This is a genomic window from Luteimonas sp. A611 (assembly GCF_054072715.1).
In genome coordinates, this window is record NZ_JBSVRP010000001.1 from 1,409,129 (window position 1) to 1,427,542 (window position 18,414).

Annotated in this window: 18 protein-coding genes; 8 read left to right on the plus strand and 10 right to left on the minus strand. The window is 68.6% G+C overall.

Annotated elements, in window-relative coordinates:
- Window positions 1-49: 49 nt before the first annotated feature.
- The gene (gene bla, locus ACW5EG_RS06225; RefSeq protein WP_457021087.1) at window positions 50-976 is read right to left on the minus strand and encodes a subclass B3 metallo-beta-lactamase; all 927 of its coding nucleotides are present in this window, start codon (window positions 974-976) and stop codon (window positions 50-52) included.
- 103 nt (window positions 977-1,079) lie between these two features.
- Window positions 1,080-2,486 carry an adenylosuccinate lyase gene (gene purB / locus ACW5EG_RS06230; protein WP_457017880.1) on the minus strand — a complete coding sequence of 469 codons (1,407 nt, stop codon included), beginning with the start codon at window positions 2,484-2,486 and terminating at the stop codon, window positions 1,080-1,082.
- 307 nt (window positions 2,487-2,793) lie between these two features.
- On the opposite strand from purB, the gene ACW5EG_RS06235 reads away from it, so the two are divergent.
- The gene (locus ACW5EG_RS06235) at window positions 2,794-4,218 is read left to right on the plus strand and encodes a class II fumarate hydratase (RefSeq protein ID WP_457017881.1); all 1,425 of its coding nucleotides are present in this window, start codon (window positions 2,794-2,796) and stop codon (window positions 4,216-4,218) included.
- A gap of 69 nt (window positions 4,219-4,287) precedes the next feature.
- Here ACW5EG_RS06235 and ACW5EG_RS06240 read toward each other — a convergent pair whose 3' ends face one another.
- The 7 genes from ACW5EG_RS06240 to ACW5EG_RS06270 form a co-directional block, all read right to left on the minus strand.
- Entirely contained in the window at window positions 4,288-4,965 is a 678-nt protein-coding gene (locus tag ACW5EG_RS06240) for a hypothetical protein (protein WP_457017882.1), read from the minus strand.
- 26 nt (window positions 4,966-4,991) lie between these two features.
- Window positions 4,992-5,840, minus strand: a complete 849-nt coding sequence (locus ACW5EG_RS06245) for a DUF4097 family beta strand repeat-containing protein (RefSeq protein WP_457017883.1) — start codon at window positions 5,838-5,840, stop codon at window positions 4,992-4,994.
- 80 nt (window positions 5,841-5,920) lie between these two features.
- A complete protein-coding gene (locus tag ACW5EG_RS06250) occupies window positions 5,921-6,649 on the minus strand; it encodes a DUF2884 family protein (RefSeq protein ID WP_457017884.1) in 729 nt (242 codons plus the stop codon).
- 243 nt (window positions 6,650-6,892) lie between these two features.
- The gene (locus ACW5EG_RS06255) at window positions 6,893-7,960 is read right to left on the minus strand and encodes a hypothetical protein (RefSeq protein ID WP_457021088.1); all 1,068 of its coding nucleotides are present in this window, start codon (window positions 7,958-7,960) and stop codon (window positions 6,893-6,895) included.
- Window positions 7,957-8,835, minus strand: coding sequence for an ABC transporter ATP-binding protein (locus ACW5EG_RS06260; RefSeq protein ID WP_457017886.1), 879 nt, complete (start codon window positions 8,833-8,835; stop codon window positions 7,957-7,959). The genes ACW5EG_RS06255 and ACW5EG_RS06260 overlap by 4 nt, the downstream gene beginning before the upstream one ends.
- Window positions 8,832-9,203 carry a GntR family transcriptional regulator gene (locus ACW5EG_RS06265; RefSeq protein ID WP_457017887.1) on the minus strand — a complete coding sequence of 124 codons (372 nt, stop codon included), beginning with the start codon at window positions 9,201-9,203 and terminating at the stop codon, window positions 8,832-8,834. Before ACW5EG_RS06265 ends, ACW5EG_RS06260 begins: the two co-directional genes overlap by 4 nt.
- 4 nt (window positions 9,204-9,207) lie before the next feature.
- Window positions 9,208-9,666, minus strand: a complete 459-nt coding sequence (locus tag ACW5EG_RS06270; protein WP_457017888.1) for a hypothetical protein — start codon at window positions 9,664-9,666, stop codon at window positions 9,208-9,210.
- 142 nt (window positions 9,667-9,808) lie between these two features.
- Between ACW5EG_RS06270 and ACW5EG_RS06275 the strand changes: the two genes are divergently transcribed.
- From ACW5EG_RS06275 to ACW5EG_RS06305, 7 genes are all read left to right on the plus strand, one after another.
- Window positions 9,809-10,366 carry a glutathione peroxidase gene (locus ACW5EG_RS06275; RefSeq protein ID WP_457017889.1) on the plus strand — a complete coding sequence of 186 codons (558 nt, stop codon included), beginning with the start codon at window positions 9,809-9,811 and terminating at the stop codon, window positions 10,364-10,366.
- A 114-nt stretch (window positions 10,367-10,480) separates the two neighbouring features.
- A complete protein-coding gene (locus ACW5EG_RS06280; protein ID WP_457017890.1) occupies window positions 10,481-11,419 on the plus strand; it encodes an FKBP-type peptidyl-prolyl cis-trans isomerase in 939 nt (312 codons plus the stop codon).
- A 68-nt stretch (window positions 11,420-11,487) separates the two neighbouring features.
- Window positions 11,488-12,273: an FKBP-type peptidyl-prolyl cis-trans isomerase gene (locus ACW5EG_RS06285; RefSeq protein WP_457017891.1), complete on the plus strand. Its 786-nt coding sequence runs from the start codon at window positions 11,488-11,490 to the stop codon at window positions 12,271-12,273.
- 33 nt (window positions 12,274-12,306) lie between these two features.
- Window positions 12,307-13,653, plus strand: a complete 1,347-nt coding sequence (locus ACW5EG_RS06290) for a UDP-glucose dehydrogenase family protein (protein ID WP_457017892.1) — start codon at window positions 12,307-12,309, stop codon at window positions 13,651-13,653.
- 5 nt (window positions 13,654-13,658) lie between these two features.
- Window positions 13,659-13,874 carry a SlyX family protein gene (locus ACW5EG_RS06295; RefSeq protein ID WP_457017893.1) on the plus strand — a complete coding sequence of 72 codons (216 nt, stop codon included), beginning with the start codon at window positions 13,659-13,661 and terminating at the stop codon, window positions 13,872-13,874.
- Window positions 13,875-13,882: 8 nt separating this feature from the next.
- Window positions 13,883-14,581 carry a DUF2058 domain-containing protein gene (locus ACW5EG_RS06300; RefSeq protein WP_457017894.1) on the plus strand — a complete coding sequence of 233 codons (699 nt, stop codon included), beginning with the start codon at window positions 13,883-13,885 and terminating at the stop codon, window positions 14,579-14,581.
- An 11-nt stretch (window positions 14,582-14,592) separates the two neighbouring features.
- The gene (locus tag ACW5EG_RS06305) at window positions 14,593-15,429 is read left to right on the plus strand and encodes an alpha/beta hydrolase (RefSeq protein WP_457018423.1); all 837 of its coding nucleotides are present in this window, start codon (window positions 14,593-14,595) and stop codon (window positions 15,427-15,429) included.
- A 120-nt stretch (window positions 15,430-15,549) separates the two neighbouring features.
- Here ACW5EG_RS06305 and metH read toward each other — a convergent pair whose 3' ends face one another.
- Entirely contained in the window at window positions 15,550-18,339 is a 2,790-nt protein-coding gene (gene metH, locus ACW5EG_RS06310; protein ID WP_457017895.1) for a methionine synthase, read from the minus strand.
- Window positions 18,340-18,414: the final 75 nt, after the last annotated feature.

Consider the following 18,414-nt stretch of genomic DNA (forward strand, 5'->3'; position numbering starts at 1 on the left):
CCGAGGAGGTTGCCCCGGCCGGCCTGGACTTCGACTGGGAGCGTGCGGCTCACGGCGCGGCTCCGGTGGCGGCCTCTTTCGCCAGGCGTTGTTCAAGACGCGTGGCGCCGGCTTCGGCATAGGCGCGACAGGCGCCTTCGTCGGCCAGCGGTTGTGTCGCGTCCGGGCCCAGGCGCGTCCACAGTGCGCTGGCGGATGGATGCGGGGTCACCAGGATGTCGCAGGTCAACGCCGCCACGTCCGCGAAGCTCTGGCGCAGGCGCGCGATCGCGTCGGGATGATCGCTGAAACGGTAGCCGTCGGCGGATACGGCGGTCAGGCTGTCGCCATAGACGATCTGGCGGCACTCCTGGCCCTCGCAGGAACGCCAGGTCCAACTGGTGCCGCCGACCGAGTGGCCGGGAGTGGCGACTGCCTGCAACTCGAGGCCGCCGGCGCGCACCACGCCATCGTCGGCAAGCAGGCGCACGTCCGCCACCGGATCGAAGTCATCGAGCTCGCCGAACTGCGGATCGCTTTCGTCGCTGGCGCCGCGCTCGAGCGTGGCAACGGCCGGCGCGCGCGCGAACACCGGCGCGCCGGTCGCGGCCTGCAGCGCTGCCAGCCCGCCGGCGTGGTCGAAATGCTCGTGCGAGAACACGATGGCGCGCACGTCCTTCGGGTCGAAGCCGAGCGTGCGGATGTTGTCGATGATCTGCGGGCCGCCCTTCGGGGTGGCGCCGTCGATCAGGACGTGGCCGGCCGGCGAGGTCACCAGCAGCGCGGCGATGCCGCAGGTGCCCACGTACCAGGTGTCGCCGTGGACGCGCAGCGGCGTGGCCGGATCGTCCCAGCCCGACGCATTGCTGCAGGCAGTTGGCGCCTGGACTGCCGCGGCCGCAGGAGCCGGCGCGCCGTCGGTCTCGGCGACGTTGTCACTTGAGGAGCAGGCCGCGAGCAGGAGCAGGGCGGCAGGGAAGAGCGGGGTGCGGCGCATTGTCATGTCGTGATCTCGTCGTAACCGTTGACGTCCGCTTTGACGTTGAACCGCTCGGCCGGGGCCAGGTCGGGCACGTCGATGTTCAGCAGCAGGCGCGTGCTCAGATGCCGGCGGCCAGCTCCGCGGCCAGGCCGGTGTAGTCGCCTGGGGTCATGGCCAGCAGGCGCTCGCGGTCCGCCTCGGGCAGGTCCAGCGACTGGATGAACTCGCGCATCGATGCCGCGTTGATGCCCTGGCCGCGGGTCAGCGCCTTGAGCTGCTCGTAGGGGTTGGGCAGCCCGTGCCGGCGCATCACCGTCTGCACCGCTTCGGCCAGCACTTCCCAGGACGCGTCGAGGTCGGCGGCCAGGCGCTCGGGGTTGGTGCCGAGCTTGCCCAGGCCGCGCAGCAGCGCGTCATGACCGATCAGCGCATGGCCGAAGGCGGTGCCGAGCGCGCGCAGCACAGTCGAGTCGGTGAGGTCGCGCTGCCAGCGGCTGACCGGCAGCTTGGCCGCGAAATGCTCCAGCAGCGCGTTGGCGATGCCGAAGTTGCCTTCCGCGTTCTCGAAGTCGATCGGGTTGACCTTGTGCGGCATGGTCGAGCTGCCGACCTCGCCGGCCACCACCGCCTGCTTGAAGTAGCCCAGCGAGATGTAGCCCCAGATGTCGCGGCACAGGTCGATGGCGATGGTGTCGATGCGCTTGTGCGCGTCGCACAGTTCGGCGATGTAGTCGTGTGGCTCGATCTGGGTGGTGTAGGCATTGAACTCGATGCCCAGCGATTCCACGAAGCGCTGCGCGAACGCGGGCCAATCGACGTCGGGGTAGCTGGCGACGTGGGCGTTGTAGTTGCCGACCGCACCGTTGACCTTGCCGCAGATCGCCACCGCGGCCAGTTGCTCGCCCTGCCGCTGCAGGCGCGCGACCACGTTGGCGATCTCCTTGCCGACGGTGGTCGGGGAGGCGCTCTGGCCGTGCGTGCGCGAGAGCATCGGCAGCGCGGCGTGCGCGTGCGCCAGTTGGCGCAGCTTCGCGATGACCTCGTTGAGCCTGGGCAGCAGCACCTCCCGGCGCGCCCGGTCGAGCATCAGCGCGTAGGCGAGGTTGTTGATGTCCTCGCTGGTGCAGGCGAAATGCACGAACTCCAGCGCCTGCGCCAGCGAGGGTTCGCCGCCCGATCCAGTCGGGGGCAGGCTCTGCAGCCGCTCCTTGAGGAAGTACTCGACCGCCTTGACGTCGTGGTTGGTGGTGCGTTCGATCTGCTTGATCCGCGCCGCGTCGGCAGGCGTGAAGTCCTGCCACAGCGCCTGCAGCTGCGACACCTGGCCAACGTCGAACGCCGGCAGCTCGACGATGCCCGGCTCGGCGGCGAGCGCGATCAACCACTCGATCTCGACCCGCACGCGGGCGTGGATCAGCCCGAACTCGGAGAAGATCGGACGCAGCGCATCGACCTTGGCGGCGTAGCGGCCGTCGAGCGGCGAAAGGGCGAGCAGGGCGGCGTCTTGCGGGCTGGTGGCGGGCATTCGCTTCAGTCGGGCGCGGGCGGGGGCCATATTCTAGTGTCCTTCGGGTTCTGGCGTCCTTCGCGGATTCCCAGCTGCGCATGACGAGCGGCGCGGGGAGTCGGCGCATTCCGGCCACGGATTTGCGCGGATGAACGCGGATCGGCAAGAGCCGCAGGTGTCTTCGATCTACACCCACTCCATCCGTGTTCATCTCGCGGCATCCGTGGCCAAAAGCTCTCCTGGCTCAACCGCTTCCGGCCCTGGCGTATCCTTGCGCGGGCAGCCAGCGCGGCCGCAGCCCCCCTTTTTCAAGGAGACATGGACCATGGCTCGCCCCAGGAAAGCTGCAACTGCGGAAGCCGGCTTCCGCACCGAGCACGACAGCATGGGCGAGCTGCAGGTCCCCGCCGATGCGCTCTGGGGCGCGCAGACGCAGCGGGCAGTGCTGAATTTCCCGGTCTCGGGCCAGCCGATGCCGCGCGGCTTCATCCGCGCGCTGGGGCTGGTCAAGGCGGCCGCCGCCGCGGTCAACGCCGGCCTCGAACTGCTGCCGGAAGACGTGGGCAAGGCAATCCACGCCGCCGCGCTGGAGGTCGCCGAAGGGCGTCACGACGCACACTTCCCGATAGACGTCTACCAGACCGGATCGGGCACCTCGTCGAACATGAACGCCAACGAGGTCATCGCCACGCTGGCCTCGGGCGCGCGCCGCAAGGTGCATCCCAATGACCACGTCAACCTCGGCCAGAGCTCGAACGACGTCATCCCCACCGCGATCCGCGTCTCCGCGCAGCTGGCGGTGGTCGAGGACCTGCTGCCGGCGCTGCGCCACCTGCGCAAGACCATCGATGGCCGCGGCCGCGCGTTCGGCAAGGTGGTCAAGACCGGTCGCACCCACCTGATGGACGCGATGCCGCTGACATTCGCGCAGGAGTTCGGCGCCTGGTCCTCGCAGCTGTCCTCGGCGGAGGCGCGCATCTCCGATTCGCTGGCGCGGCTGCGGCGGCTGCCGATCGGCGGCACCGCGATCGGGACCGGCATCAACGCGCATCCGAAATTCGGCGACAGGGTCGTGCGCGAGCTGTCGAAGCTGGCGGGCACGAAGTTCGAGGCGGCTGCGGACCGCTTCGAAGGCATCGCCGCGCAGGACGACGCGGTGGAGATGTCAGGCCAGCTCAACGCGCTGGCGGTGGCGCTGATCAAGATTGCCAACGATCTGCGCTGGATGAACTCCGGGCCGTTGGCGGGCCTGGGCGAGGTCGAGCTGCCGGCGCTGCAGCCGGGCAGTTCGATCATGCCGGGCAAGGTCAACCCGGTGGTGCCCGAGGCGATGGTGATGGTCTGCGCGCAGGTGATCGGGCACCACACCGCCATCACCGTGGCCGGGCAAACCGGCAACTTCCAGCTCAATGTCGCGCTGCCGCTGATCGCGGCCAACCTGCTCGATTCGATCGGCCTGCTGTCCAGCATGAGCCGGCTGCTGGCCGACAGCACCATCGCGGGCATGAAGCTGCGCCGGGACAATATCGATATCGCGCTGCATCGCAATCCGATCCTGGTCACCGCGCTCAATCCGGTGATCGGCTACGAGAAGGCGGCGGCGATCGCCAAACGCGCCTATCGCGAGAACCGCCCGGTGCTGGACATCGCGCTGGAAGACAGTGGCCTGCCCGCCGACCAGCTGCGGCGCCTGCTCGACCCGGCCGCGCTGACCCGCGGCGGCATCCACGGCAAGGCCGGCGGCGGCTGAAGCCGTGCCAGCGCTGCGACCACGCTCGTCCCGGCGCTGGTCGACTACGCGGGGCGCGTCACCCCGAAGCTAGTTCCGCGCGAATTCCTGGTGCACCTGCTGCATGCAGTCGTCGATGTCGTCCGCCCGCAGCGTGGCGTAGGGGCGGAACTGCGGCAGGGCATCACCCAGCCGCTGCTGCGAGTCGTATAGGTCCGGCAGGCGCTGGCAGATCTGCCGTACGCCCGGCTCGACCGTCTGCCGGATCGTCTTCTCCATGCGCCGCTCCAGGCTGCCGGTCATGGCGCTGAACATCAGCCGGAACAGGCCCTGGTCGACCGCGTCCAGCGCTGCATTCGCGCTGCGCTCGCCGATGTCGATGCCTGCCCTGGCGATATCGATGACCTGTTCTCGGTAGACGAGCAGTTCGCGCCGCTGCCGCGCGTCGATCGCCACCGTCTTGCCCTCGATCAGGAAGTCGCCCGCGAGCGTGATCTCCGCCTTCGGCAGCGGATCGGACTTGTCGCTGGACCGGTCCGACCGGCCGAAGCGCAGGTTCTGGCCGAGCTCCAGGTTGCCGGTGTCCAGCTCGGCCCGCGCCACCGCCAGCTCGGCCTGCACTTCGCGGCGCGCATCGGCCATGTCCGCACGGATCTCGTCGTTGATGCTGCCGGGCGGAGGCTCGTTCGCGAACACGGTGGGGGACAGGAGCAGCGCTGCGGCGAGCAGCACCGGCCGTAGGCCTCGACGAAGCGGGATGTTGTGCATGTGTACTTCTCCTGGTCGCAGGAACGTCAGCGGCTTCGCGGCAGGTCCACTGCGCCGCGCACGTCGCGGTGGTCGATGTCGCCGCTGCCGAGCGAGGACACGCTGAGGTCGCCGCCGATGTCGTGCGCGTCGAGGTCGCCGGAACCGATCGAGCCGACGCTTACGTCGCCTGCGATGCCGGACAGCTCCGCGTCGCCCGAGCCGACCGACTGGATCGACACGCTGCCCGAACTGCGGCGCAGCTTGAAGTCGCCCGAGCCGATGCTGCCTAACTCCGCATCCCCGCGCAGGTTGCTGGCCTCCACGTCGCCCGAGCCGATCGACAGCACCTTCAGCGCGCCGGCATCATCGATGGCCACGTCGCCGGAGCCGACCTTGACCGTGGCCCGGTTGCCGATGCGCTTCAGCTCGACGTCGCCCGAGCCCACGTCGGCGCTGGCGGCGGCAGCGCCGGTCACCCATGCGTCGCCGGAGCCAACGACCAGCTGCACCAGCACGTCGTCGGGAACGCTCGCCTCGAGCGTGAGGTAAGCGTAGCGCTTGCCGAAGCCGAGCGCCGACAGGTCGCCCTCGCGCTGCAGGCGCACGATCAGCTTGTCACCGCTGCGTTCCTGCGAGACGGTCAGCGAATCCAACCGGTCGGCACTGGACGCGCAGGCGCGACCGCTGACCGTGCCGCTGGGCGATGCGGACGCGTCCACGCGCAGCTTGTGCGGCCCGATGTCGAACATCACCGTGGTCGCGCCGGCGAGGTCGAGCGTCAGGTTCTGCGGCGCTGAATGGCGGCACTCGTCATCGGCGTAGGCCGGGGCGGCGACGGCGGCGAGCGCCAGTGCGATGGGGGTGAGGCGGACGATGCGGGCGATGTGGGCCATGGGTGTTCCTCTGCAGTGGGTGCCGGACTGGGATGCGGCAGAGCGGCGCGCGGTTTAACCGCGGAACCGGCATCGTGCCGTCAGTGGGTGCTGTCGGCCGCGGCGTCGGCCTCGGCAGCGGGGTCGTCCGCAAAGACGCTGATGCCGCGGCCCGATTTGGCCTCTTCGTTGCAATCCTCAATGTCGCCGGTCTCCACCCGCGCATACGGGGCGAACTCCGGCACGGCCGTGGCGAGCGCCTGCTGCGCGGCCAGCAGGGCAGGCAACTGCTCGCAAAGCTGCATGGCCGTCGCCTTCAGCTTCTCCGCTTCGGCCTCGACGCGCTTTTCCATCTGTTCGGTGTCGCCGCGGAACAGGCTGCCGATCGCGTCCGCGGCCGCGCGCATGCCCAGGTCCGCACCCTGTACGCCCAGGTCCATGCCCGCTTCGGCTATGGCGAGCAGACCGGCGCGGTATTTGCGTGCCAGGGCGCGGCTCGCATCGTCCATGGCGACGGTCGTGCCGGCCACGATCAGCTGCCCGTCGGGCGTGAGTTCGGCGGCGGGCAGGTCGCCCGCTTCGCGCCTGATCCGCTTGCCGTTGATTTGGACGTCGTAGTCGCCGTTGAGGCTCAGGTTGCCTTCGTGCAGCTCGCGGCGGGCTTCGTCCATGGCCTTGGCGACGGTGCGGCCCAGGGCGGTCTGCGGTGCCGGGCGCGCATCGGCGTCGGTCTGCGCATCACTCGCGGGCGGCGGTGGATCGGCGTCGCGCTGGCAGGCAGCGAGGAGCGGGAGGCAGACGAGCATGGCAAGGGTGGCGACGTGCTTCACGGCGGTGTCCTCAGTGGCGAAGGAAGGTGAGGTGACGCGGGGTGGGGCGCCGGTGTGACTCCGCGGGTTTCCGGGCTCCAGCCATCGATAGGGCTTCACGGCTGCGGTGCGTTCGCTTCGGTAGGGGCGAGGTGCCATCCATGGCGCGACATCCATGCTCCGGATCCATCCGGCCCGGCCATCCTTGGCCGGGCGTTCGCGAACGCGGTCGATGCCGATAGGGCATCGACCAAGCGCGTTCGCTCACCCCTCATCCCGCCAGCGACGCAGGCGGATGGCGGCGAAGATCATCGCGGCGCCGGCGGCCACGCCGCCCCACAGCTGGATGCTGGCCAGGTTGCGGTACACGCCGACCGGGTTCATCAGGTTGCGGGCCGCGCCGGGTACGTCGAAGTCGACGCTCTGCAGGTATTCCAGGTCCATGAACGTCATCGGGAAGATGCTGGTCAGCGCGCGCAGCACGATGTTGCGGAAGAACGGCACCGCGGCGTCCTCGAACACGCCCAGGAACTGCAGCCAGGCCACGAAGATGCCTGCGAACAGCGGGATCATGATCGCCCACAGGAACGGCTTGCTGCGCGCCCAGGCCGAGCACAGCAGCAGCCAGCCGATGGTCGGCATCGCCCACAGGGCATAGACGGGAATCGCGGCGATGTACTGCAGCGAGATCAGCGCCGGGCTGGCCGGGCCCCACAGCAGTTCCACCGGATTGCCGCCGTAGAACAGCACGATCAGGCTGATCAGCAGCAGGAAGCCGAACATGGTCAGGATCGACGCGATCGTGGCGATCAGGGGCGCCACGAGCACGACGCTGGCCACCTTCGACAGCACCGTCGAGCTGTCCGACAGCGGCAGCGACTTCCAGAACAGGACGCTGCGGTCCTTGCGTTCGTCGTACAGCGCGCCCAGGCAGTAGAAGAACATCACGAACGCCAGCACGAGGAACGGCCAGCCCGAAGCGAGCATCAGCGTCACGTCGATCCCGTCGCCCAGCCGGGCCAGGTCTTGATGTCCAAGCTGCGAGGTCAGCATGCCCAGGTCCAGGCCGTTGAGCTGGATCCGGGTGCCGGTGTCGAGCGAGATGTCGACGTCCTCGGGCATGGAGTCGCGCGCGGCCACCATGGCGATGGCGATGCCCATCGCCGAGAGCAGCAGGGAGACCCCGCCGGCCACCAGCGGTGCCCACAGAAAGCCGCCCTTGTGCTCCCAGAATTCGCGCCGGAGCAGCCAGCCAAAGCGGCGGGCAGGGGAAACGTGCGCTGCACCGGCCGGACGCGGGCTGTCGGACAGGGGATGTGCGGCGGCGTTCATGCGTAGGTTCCTTTCATCGTGGCGACGAACAGGTCGGCCAGGCCCGGCGTGCGGGTCTCGCCATGGGGCGACAGCGCGGCCTGGGCCACGCCGTCGAACAACATCACGGTCTTGCCGAAGGGCAGCGAGCGCTCGTCGATCGGGCCGAGCTGTCGCGCGGCCTCTGCCTGGTCGGCGTTGACCAGCACCTCCACGAAGCGCCCGCCCACGTCTTCCATCGGCGCATCCAGCACCACCTTGCCGTCGCGGATGAACATCACGTCGGTGAGGATGTGCTCGATCTCCTCGACCTGGTGGGTGGTGATGACGATGGTCTTGTGCTCGTCGAAGTAGTCCTCCAGCAGGCGCTGGTAGAACTGCTTGCGATAGAGGATGTCCAGGCCCAGCGTCGGCTCGTCGAGCACCAGCAGGCGTGCGTCGATCGCCATCACCAGGGCCAGGTGCAGCTGCACGATCATGCCCTTGGACATCTCGCGCACGCGCTGCTTCGGCTTGAGCTGGGTGTTGGCCAGGAAGCGCTCGCAGCGGTCGCGGTCGAAGCGCGGATGCACGCCGGCGACGAAGTCGATCGCCTCGCGCACCCGCAGCCAGCGCGGCAGCACCGCGACGTCGGCGATGAAGCACACGTCGTTCATCAGCTCGTCGCGCTCGCTGCGCGGGTCGCGGCCCAGCACGCTCAGCTCGCCCTCGAACGGGATCAGGCCAAGCATGGCCTTGAGCGCGGTGGTCTTGCCGGCGCCGTTGGGGCCGATCAGGCCGACGATGCGGCCGGCGTCGATGTGGAAGCTGGCGCCATCGAGCGCGAGCTTGTTCCTGTAGGCCTTGCGCAGGCCGCGTGCCTGCACCACTGGCACGGTGTCGATCACGGCGCTCATCGGGCGTCTCCCTGTGGCTGGGCCTCAAACAGTTTCTCGAGCGAAAGCCCCAGGCGTTGGATGCGCTCCAGCACCAGTGGCCATTCCTCGCGCAGGAAGCGCTCGCGCTCGTTGACCAGCAGTTTCTTCGCCGCTTCTTCGGTGACGTACATGCCAAGGCCCCTGCGTTTTTCGACCAATGCCTCGTCGGCCAGCTCCTGGTAGGCGCGCGAGACGGTGATCGGATTGAGTTGGTATTCGGCGGCCACCTGCCGTACCGAGGGCAGGGCGTCGCCGGGTTTGAGCAGCCCGTCGAGCATCATCGCGATGACGCGCTCCTTGAGCTGGCGGTAGATGGGAGCGCCGTCGCTCCACTGGATGTTGGTCATGGCATCAGCTCCGGCCGCCGCGGCCCGTACCGCGTGCGAACGAGAAGTAGGGGACGGCAAACGCGCCGCGGACGCTGCGCCGATGGCGCGGAGGCGGGGCGGCGTCCGGATTGGCGCGATCGGCGCCGGTGTTGGTGATGTCCCTGGACAGGATTTCGGAAAAGACGGCTTCGGTGGTGGCCGTGGCCACGAAGCCCGCGGTCAGCGCCATCGTGGCCTCCAGCGATGCGGCGTTGACGATGTCGTCCTCGAACTGACGGCTGCGCGCCAGGATCCGCGCCTCGATGCCGTCGATCGCGGCGGCGTCCAGGTCGGACTGAGCGGCCGGTGTCGCCGCGGCAGTGATCGAGGCAGGCATCCGGCCGTCGTCCGGCATCGCCGGACGGGCCGTCAGCAGGCCCAGGGCGAACACGGTGCCGGTCACGGAGAAAGCCAGTATCGTGTTGCGGAGCTTGCGGTTCATGATGGCCGTCCTGCTCTGGTGGATAGGTGTTGTATCTAACTATAACACCAGAACAGATAGACGCAAGCACCCAGGCGTCCGAATGCACCCAACTAAAGACAGGGTCTGGCGCCGCACCCCACCTCTGCTGGCGGAAAATCCAATGAAGACAACGAGATACGTTGTGTTGCTGGCCCTGCTCCTGATTTCGGCGGCAACTTCGGCCTCCGACCTGCTTGACCGCAGCTTCCGGCCGCTGACCGAAAAGCAGCCGGTCGACCTCGCCCAGACCTACGGCGGCCAGGTGCTGCTGATCGTCAACACGGCCAGCAAGTGCGGGCTGGCGCCGCAGTTCGAGGGGCTGGAGGCGCTGCACGCGCGCTACAAGGCGCAGGGTTTCTCCGTGCTCGGCTTCCCGTCGGGCGATTTCCGGGACCAGGAGTTCGAGGACGAGGAGAAGATCGCCGAGTTCTGCACCCTGACCTACGGGGTCAAATTCCCGATGTTCGAGCCGGTGCACGTGCTCGGCGACAAGGCCACGCCGCTGTACCGCGATCTGCTGGCGAGCACCGGCGAAGCGCCCGCCTGGAACTTCCACAAGTACCTGGTGGGTCGCGATGGCAAGGTCATCGCCTCGTGGGGCAGCCGGCTGCTTCCGGAGGATCCGTCGATCGTGGCCGCCATCGAGCGCGCGCTCAAGGCGCCCAGGCCGGGTGCGTGAGCGGCTGAACGCCGCTGGCGGCGAGGGCTCGCAGGCGATTGCCGGCGGACTCGAGGCTCGCGACAATAGAGGGCTTGCGCCGCAGCCGCGGCGCCTCCCGGAGTCTTCCATCCCATGAACCGTTTGATGCGTGGCCTGGCCGCGCTGGGTCTGTCTGCGTTGCTCGTGTCCGGCGCCGCGTGGGCGCTGCAGGCGCAGGGCGCGGGCTCGCTGGCCAGCGAGCGTGAACGGATCAGCTACGTGATCGGCATGGACGTGGGCCAGTCGCTGGTCGCGGCCGCCCCCGACATCGACTTCGCCAGCTTCGAGCGCGCGGTTGCGCACGCCATGGCCGGCGGCGCCCCGCTGATCGAGGAGCAGGAAGCAATACGCGTGGGACAGGGGCTGATGCAGCGCGTGGCCGCGCGCAGTGGTCGACAGGTGCCGGGCCTGGCGCCTGGCACGCAGCCGCCTGCGGTGGACAAGACGAAGGTGGGGCTGCTGACCGGACTCAATGTTGGACAGTCGCTGGCGCCGCTGGCCGACGCCATCGACCTGCCGGTGCTGGTGCAGGCCGCGCGCACGGTGGCCGAGGGCGGCACGCCGCTGCTGGACACCGACCAGGCGTCGCAGGCGCGCGCTGCGCTCGAGCAGCAGTCACGCGACCGGGCGCGGCGGCAGGCCGAAGCCAACCGCCAGGCCGGCGCCGAGTTCCTGGCACGCAACCGCAGCGCCAAGGGCGTGTTTGCCACCGGATCGGGCCTGCAGTACAGCATGCTGCGTTCGGGTTCCGGCGCGCGCCCCAAACCTGGCGACCGTGTCCGCGTGCACTACCGCGGCACCCTGCTCGACGGCACCGAGTTCGACAGTTCGCTTGCCCGCGACGAGCCGGCCGAGTTCGGCCTCAACCAGGTCATCGCCGGCTGGACCGAGGGCCTGACGCTGATGCCGGTCGGGTCGAAGTACCGGTTCTGGATTCCGGGTGAACTCGCCTACGGTCAGCGCGGCAGCCCCCCGATCATCGGCCCGAACGCCACCCTGGTGTTCGAGGTCGAACTGCTCGACATCCTGTGAAGCCTGCGGCCCCGCGCCGCGGTCTTCTTCCGAAATACGCATCCCGAATTCCGACTGGAGTACCCCCGATGAAGGTTACGAACCGTTCCACCTCCCTGGTCGTGCTTGGCGCGACGCTGTCGCTCGCGCTGCTGGCCTGCAAGCCGCTGGACAAGGAAACCGGCAAGCCGGTCGACGGCAGCGGCGACAAGGCGTCCTCGCCTGCGGTCGACGCGCGCGGCGGCATGAAGACCGAGCGCGAGCAGGTCAGCTACGTCATCGGCATGCAGATCGGCGACAGCCTGAAGGCGGCCAAGGACGAGGTCGACCTCGACACCCTGTTCAAGGCGGTGCGCAGCACGATCGACGGCAAGGAGCCGCTGATTGGCCAGGAAGAGGCGATGCAGGTCATGCAGGACTTCAGCATGCGCATGCAGGCCAAGCAGATGGCTGAAATGCAGGAATCGGCCAAGCGCAACGCCGAGGAAGGCGAGAAGTTCCTGGTCGAGAATGGCAAGAAGGAGGGCGTGCAGGCGACCGCGTCCGGCCTGCAGTACCAGGTGCTGACCGCCGGCGAAGGCGCGCGCCCCACGGCCGGCGACACGGTGCGCGTGCACTATCGCGGCACCCTGCTTGATGGCGAAGTGTTCGATGATTCCTACGCGCGCGGCGAGCCGGTCGAGTTCGCGCTTGCGCAGGTCGTGCCCGGTTGGCAGGAAGGTCTGCAGCTGATGCCGGTCGGCAGCAAGTACAAGCTGTGGATCCCCGGCAAGCTCGGCTACGGCGAGCAGGGCACGCCCGGCGGCCCGATCGGCCCGAATGCCACCCTGGTGTTCGAGGTCGAGCTGCTGGACATCGTCAGCGCCTCGCGCTGATCGCGCGTTGATCCACGCAGGCGGGCGCAAGAGATGCATGTAGCGATTTTCGGGACCGGCTATGTCGGCCTGGTCAGCGGCACCTGCCTGGCGGAAGTCGGTCATCGGGTGGTCTGCGTCGACATCGACCAGGCCAAGATCGATGGTCTGCAGCAGGGCGTAGTGCCGATCTACGAGCCCGGCCTGGAGCCGATGGTGCGGGCCAACCATGCCGCCGGCCGTCTGCGGTTCACGACCGACGCCGCCGCCGCGGTGGCGTCGGCCGAGATCATCTTCATTGCTGTCGGCACGCCGCCCGACGAGGACGGCAGCGCCGACCTGCAGTACGTGCTGACGGTGGCACGGAGCATCGGCCGGCACCTGCAGGCGCCGGCAATCGTTGCGAGCAAGTCGACGGTGCCGGTGGGCACCGCCGACCGGGTGCGCGAGGCCATCGCCGGCGAGCTGTCCGCACGCGGTGCCGCGATCGACTTCGACGTGGTCTCCAACCCCGAATTCCTGAAGGAGGGTGCGGCAGTCGAGGACTGCATGCGCCCTGACCGCATCGTCGTGGGCAGCGCCAGCGAGGATTCGGTCGCGAAGCTGCGCAGGCTGTACGCGCCGTTCAACCGCAACCACGATCGCATCGTCGCCATGGACGTGCGTTCGGCCGAGCTGACCAAGTACGCCGCCAACGCGATGCTCGCCGCGAAGATCAGCTTCATGAACGAGATCGCCGGGATCGCCGAGAAGGTGGGCGCGGACGTGGAGCAGGTGCGCAAGGGCATCGGCTCGGATCCGCGCATCGGCCGGCACTTCATCTATCCCGGCGCGGGCTACGGTGGTTCGTGCTTCCCCAAGGACGTGCAGGCGCTGGCGCGCACCGCCGCCCAGCACGGGCACGAGCCGATCCTGCTCAATGCGGTCGAGGCGGTGAACGAGCGCCAGAAGGGGCATTTGTTCGAACTGGTCCTGCGCCACTACGGCGCGGCCGAGGCGCTGCGCGGCAAGACCGTCGCGCTGTGGGGGCTGGCCTTCAAGCCCGACACCGACGACATGCGCGCGGCTTCGAGCCGGCGCCTGCTGCAACAGCTGTGGGATGCGGGCGTGCGCGTGCGTGCTTTCGATCCGGAAGCGCGCGGGGAAGCGCAGCGCATCTTCGGCGAGCGCGACGATCTGGTGCTGTGCGACAGCGACGTGGACGCACTGCAGGGCGCGGACGCGCTGGCCGTGGTCACCGAGTGGAAGCAGTTCCGCAGCCCCGATTTCAAGCTGCTGCGACAGAGCCTGCGCGACGCGGTGATCTTCGACGGCCGCAACCTGTACGATCCGGCCGAGGTCGAGTCGGCCGGCATCGCCTACTGGGGCATTGGCCGCGGCCGCTCCATCCGCCGGGACTGAGCGCCATGCCTGATGCATTCGAACAGCGGTTGATCGAACTGGAAACCCGCCTGGCGTTCCAGGACGAGCTGATTTCCGAACTCAACGACGCGCTCACGCAGATGCGGCTGGAGGCGGTTTCCAACGCCGGGCTGTTGAGGCGCGTGCTCGAAGACCTGAAACTCACGCGCGGCGACGGCTCCGGGGATCCGGGCCTCGAGCCGCCGCCGCCGCATTACTGACCCGCACCATGACCGACTCGTTGCGCGACCAACTGCTGGGCCTGGGCTTCAAGCCCGCGCCGACTCCTGCGCGCGAGCGCAAGCCGGCGCCGCAGCGTGGGCCGAACAAGGGCGAGCGCCGGCCCGCCGCCGGCGCGCCGGCCGGCAAGCCGCGTACCGAGGGCAAGCCGCGTACGGATGGCAAGCCGCGTACGGACGGCAGGCCGCGTATGGATGGCAGGCCGCGTATGGACGCCCGTACGGACGGCAAGTCGCGCAGGGACGGCAAGCCGCGCACGCGCGAGGACATCGACCTGGCCAAGGCCTACGCGATCCGCGCGCAGAGGGAGAAAGACGAACGCATCGAGGCCGAACGCCAGCGCCAGGAGGAGGCGCGGCTGCGGAGGGAAGCGCGCGCCAAGCTCGATGAGTTCCTCAAGGGGCGCACCCTCAACGATGCCGAAGCCGAGATCGCGCGGCACTTTTCCTATGGCGGCAAGATCAAGCGCGTCTACGTCACTCCCGACCAGCTCAAGGCGCTCAACGCCGGTGAACTGGGCGTGGTGCAGCACAACGGACGCTATGTGCTGGTGGGCGCGGCCGACTTGGCAGAGGCCGAATCGATCTTCGCCGCGGCGGTCGCGCTCAAGGTCGATCCCGATGCGCCCGCTGGTGACGATCCCTACGCCGATCCGAAGTACCAGGTTCCCGACGACCTGGTCTGGTAGTCGTGGACACGATGCAACCGGGCCGGGATGGGCGCGAGCATCTGGTCTTCGCGCACGCCAACGGCTTTCCGGGCGAGGTCTACCGCGAATTGTTCGACGCCTGGCGCACGCGCTTCGCGGTGTCGGCGGTTGCGCGCTTCGGTCATGGCGCCGACTATCCTGTCGCGCCGCGGTGGCCGGGACTGGCCCGCCAACTGGTCGACCACATCCAGGCGCAGGTCGATCCGGGCGACAGGCTGTGGCTGGTCGGGCATTCGCTCGGTGGCTACGTCAGCACGCTCGCGGCAGCCGCACTGGGTGATCGCGTCGCCGGCGTGGTGCTGCTGGATTCGCCGCTGATCTGCGGATTCAGCGCGCAGCTGGTGCGCTGTGGGCGCCAGCTCGGTTTCGACCGCTACATGATGCCGATCCGGCAAACGCGCAGGCGTCGCCAGACCTGGCCGGACGTCGACGCCGTACACGCGCATTTCGCCGCGCGCGCCTCGTTCGCGCGCTGGGAGCCCCGCACGCTGCGCCACTATGCCGAGCACGGCACGCTGGCCCGGGACGACGGCAGCCGCGTACTCGCCTTCGACCGCGACATCGAGCTGGCGATCTACCGCAGCCTGCCGACGATGACGGTCGTGTCCGCAGCCCGGTCCGCGCTTGCGCCGATCGGATTCATCGGCGGCACCGGCTCGCGCGAGGTGCGGCATGTCGGCATGCGCGCGACCCGCGCAGCCACGCAGGGGCGCGTGGCCTGGGTCGAGGGCAGCCACCTGTTCCCGATGGAGCGCCCGCATGAAACCGCCGTGGCGGTGCAGTCGATGATCGGGACGATGGCGACGCGCCAGGCCAGCGCGGCCTGAGCGGTCCCGGCTGGCGTCATTCCGGATCGTAGTCGAGGTTGGACGCGAGCCGCGCCGCCCGATCTCTACGTGCGAAGAAGATGAGCGCGTCGCCACGCGGGACGATCTCCCCGCAGCGACTCATTCCGGGTCGTAATCCAGGTTGGAGGCAAGCCAGCGTTCCGCCTGCGTCAGGCCCACGCCCTTGCGCTTGGCGTAGTCCTGCGCCTGCTCCTTCGACACACGGCCGACGACGAAATACTGGCTGCGCGGATGGCTGAAGTAGTAGCCCGAGACCGCCGCGGTCGGCAGCATCGCGAAGCTCTCGGTCAGGGTCATGCCTGCGTTGTGGCCCGCGTCGAGCACCCGGAACAGGGTTTCCTTCTCGCTGTGCTCGGGACAGGCCGGATAGCCGGGCGCCGGGCGGATGCCGCGGTACTTCTCTGCGATCAGCGCATCGTTGTCGAGCGATTCGTCGGCGTCGAAGCCCCAGAATTCCTTGCGCACGCGCTGGTGCAGGCGTTCGGCGAAGGCTTCGGCCAGGCGGTCGGCCAGCGCCTTGAGCAGGATCGCGTTGTAGTCGTCGTGGTCGGCGAGGAAGCGCGCCAGGTGCGGCTCGATGCCGATCCCGGCGGTGACGGCGAACATGCCGATCCAGTCCTGACGTCCGGAGTCCTTCGGCGCGATGAAGTCGGCCAGGCAGAAGTCGGGGCGCTCGACGGGCTTGTCGACCTGTTGGCGCAGGAAGTGCAGCCGCGTCGGCTTGAAGCCCTCCCCTTGAAGGGGAGGGTTTGGGAGGGGGTGGTGTACGTGGCGGTCACCTGAAGCCACACCATCCCCACCCCGGCCCTCCCCTTGAAGGGGAGGGGGAGGAGCAGACACTTCCACATCGTCGCCAATGCTGTTCGCCGGCCACAGCCCGAACACGCCGCTGGCGGTCAGCCACTTCTCGCGAACGATGCGCTTGAGCATCGCGCGGGCGTCGCCGTACAGCTCGGTGGCCTGGCTGCCGACGACCTCGTCGGTGAGGATGGCCGGATACTTGCCCGCCAGCTCCCAGGCCTGGAAGAACGGCGTCCAGTCCATGCATGCGATGAGCTCTTCGAGCGGGTAGTCCTCGAATACGTGCAGGCCCGGCTGCTTCGGCGCCGGTGGCTGGTAGTCGGTCCAGCCGCCGTCGAACTTCTGCCCGCGAGCCTTCTCCAGCGACACCAGCCGCTTGGCATCACCGCGGTTGCGGTGACGCTGCCGGATCTCGGCGTAGTCGGACTCGTTGGCGGCCACGAAAGGCGTGCGCAGCTCGGCCGAGACCAGTGACTGCGCGACGCCGACCGCGCGCGAGGCGTCCTTCACCCAGATCGTGGGCGACTTGTAGAACGGGTCGATCTTCAGCGCCGTGTGCGCGCGCGAGGTGGTGGCGCCGCCGATCATCAGCGGCACGGTCAGGCCCTGGCGCTGCATCTCGCGCGCGACGTGGCCCATCTCCTCCAGCGAAGGCGTGATCAGGCCGGAGACGCCGACCAGGTCGGCGTTCTCGGCGATCGCGGCGTCGATGATCCTCTGTGCCGACACCATCACGCCCAGGTCAATCACCTCGAAGTTGTTGCAGGCCAGCACCACGCCGACGATGTTCTTGCCGATGTCGTGCACGTCGCCCTTGACCGTCGCCATCACGATCTTGCCGTTGTTCTTGCCGGTGTCGCCGGTGCGCAGCTTCTCGGCCTCGATGAAGGGCAGCAGGTAGGCGACCGCCTTTTTCATCACGCGCGCGGACTTGACCACCTGCGGCAGGAACATCTTGCCGGCGCCGAACAGGTCGCCGACGATGTTCATGCCATCCATCAGCGGACCTTCGATCACGTCCAGCGGGCGCGAGGACAGCTGTCGCGCTTCCTCGGCATCCAGCTCGGCGTACGCATCGATGCCGTGCACCAGCGCGTGCGCCAGCCGCGCGCGCACCGGCTTCTCGCGCCAGGACAGGTCTTCGGCCTTGGCCTGGCCCTTGCTGCCCCTGTACTTCTCGGCCAGCTCCAGCAGGCGCTCGGTGCTGTCCTTGCGGCGGTTCAGGACCACGTCCTCCACGCGCTCGCGCAGCTCGGGGTCGAGGTCGTCGTAGATCGGCATGCCGCCCGCATTGACGATGCCCATGTCCATGCCGGCCTGGATGGCGTGGTACAGGAACACCGAGTGGATCGCCTGGCGCACGGTCTCGTTGCCGCGGAACGAGAACGACACGTTCGACACGCCCCCGGAGACATGGCAGTGCGGCAGGGTCTGGCGGATGATCCGCGTGGCCTCGATGAAATCGACCGCGTAGTTGTCGTGTTCCTCGATCCCGGTGGCAATCGCGAAGATATTCGGGTCGAAGATGATGTCTTCGGGTGGGAAGCCGACTTCCTCGGTGAGGATGCGATAGGCGCGCGTACAGATCTCGACCTTGCGCGCGCTGGTGTCGGCCTGGCCGTCCTCGTCGAAAGCCATGATCACCGCGGCGGCACCGTAGCGCAGCACCTTGCGCGCCTGCTCGATGAACTCGTCCTCGCCTTCCTTGAGCGAGATCGAGTTGACCACGCTCTTGCCCTGCAGGCACTTCAGCCCGGCCTCGATCACGCTCCACTTCGACGAGTCGACCATCACCGGAATGCGGGCGATATCGGGCTCGGACATGATCAGCTTGAGGAAGCGCGTCATCGCCGCCTCCGAATCGATCATGCCCTCGTCCATGTTGACGTCGAGGATCTGCGCGCCGCTGGCGACCTGCTGGCGCGCCACATCCACCGCTTCCTCGTAGCGTCCGTCCTTGATCAGCTTGCGGAACTGCGCGCTGCCGGTGACGTTGGTGCGCTCGCCGATGTTGATGAACAGCAGGTCGGGAGTGATGACCAGCGGCTCAAGGCCGGACAGGCGGGTATGGCGGGGCGTGTCGTTCATTGGAAAGCCTGTTGGGCCGCGGGTTGACGCTGGAAAGCGGTTTGGGCCACGGATTGACGCGGATGCACGCGGATA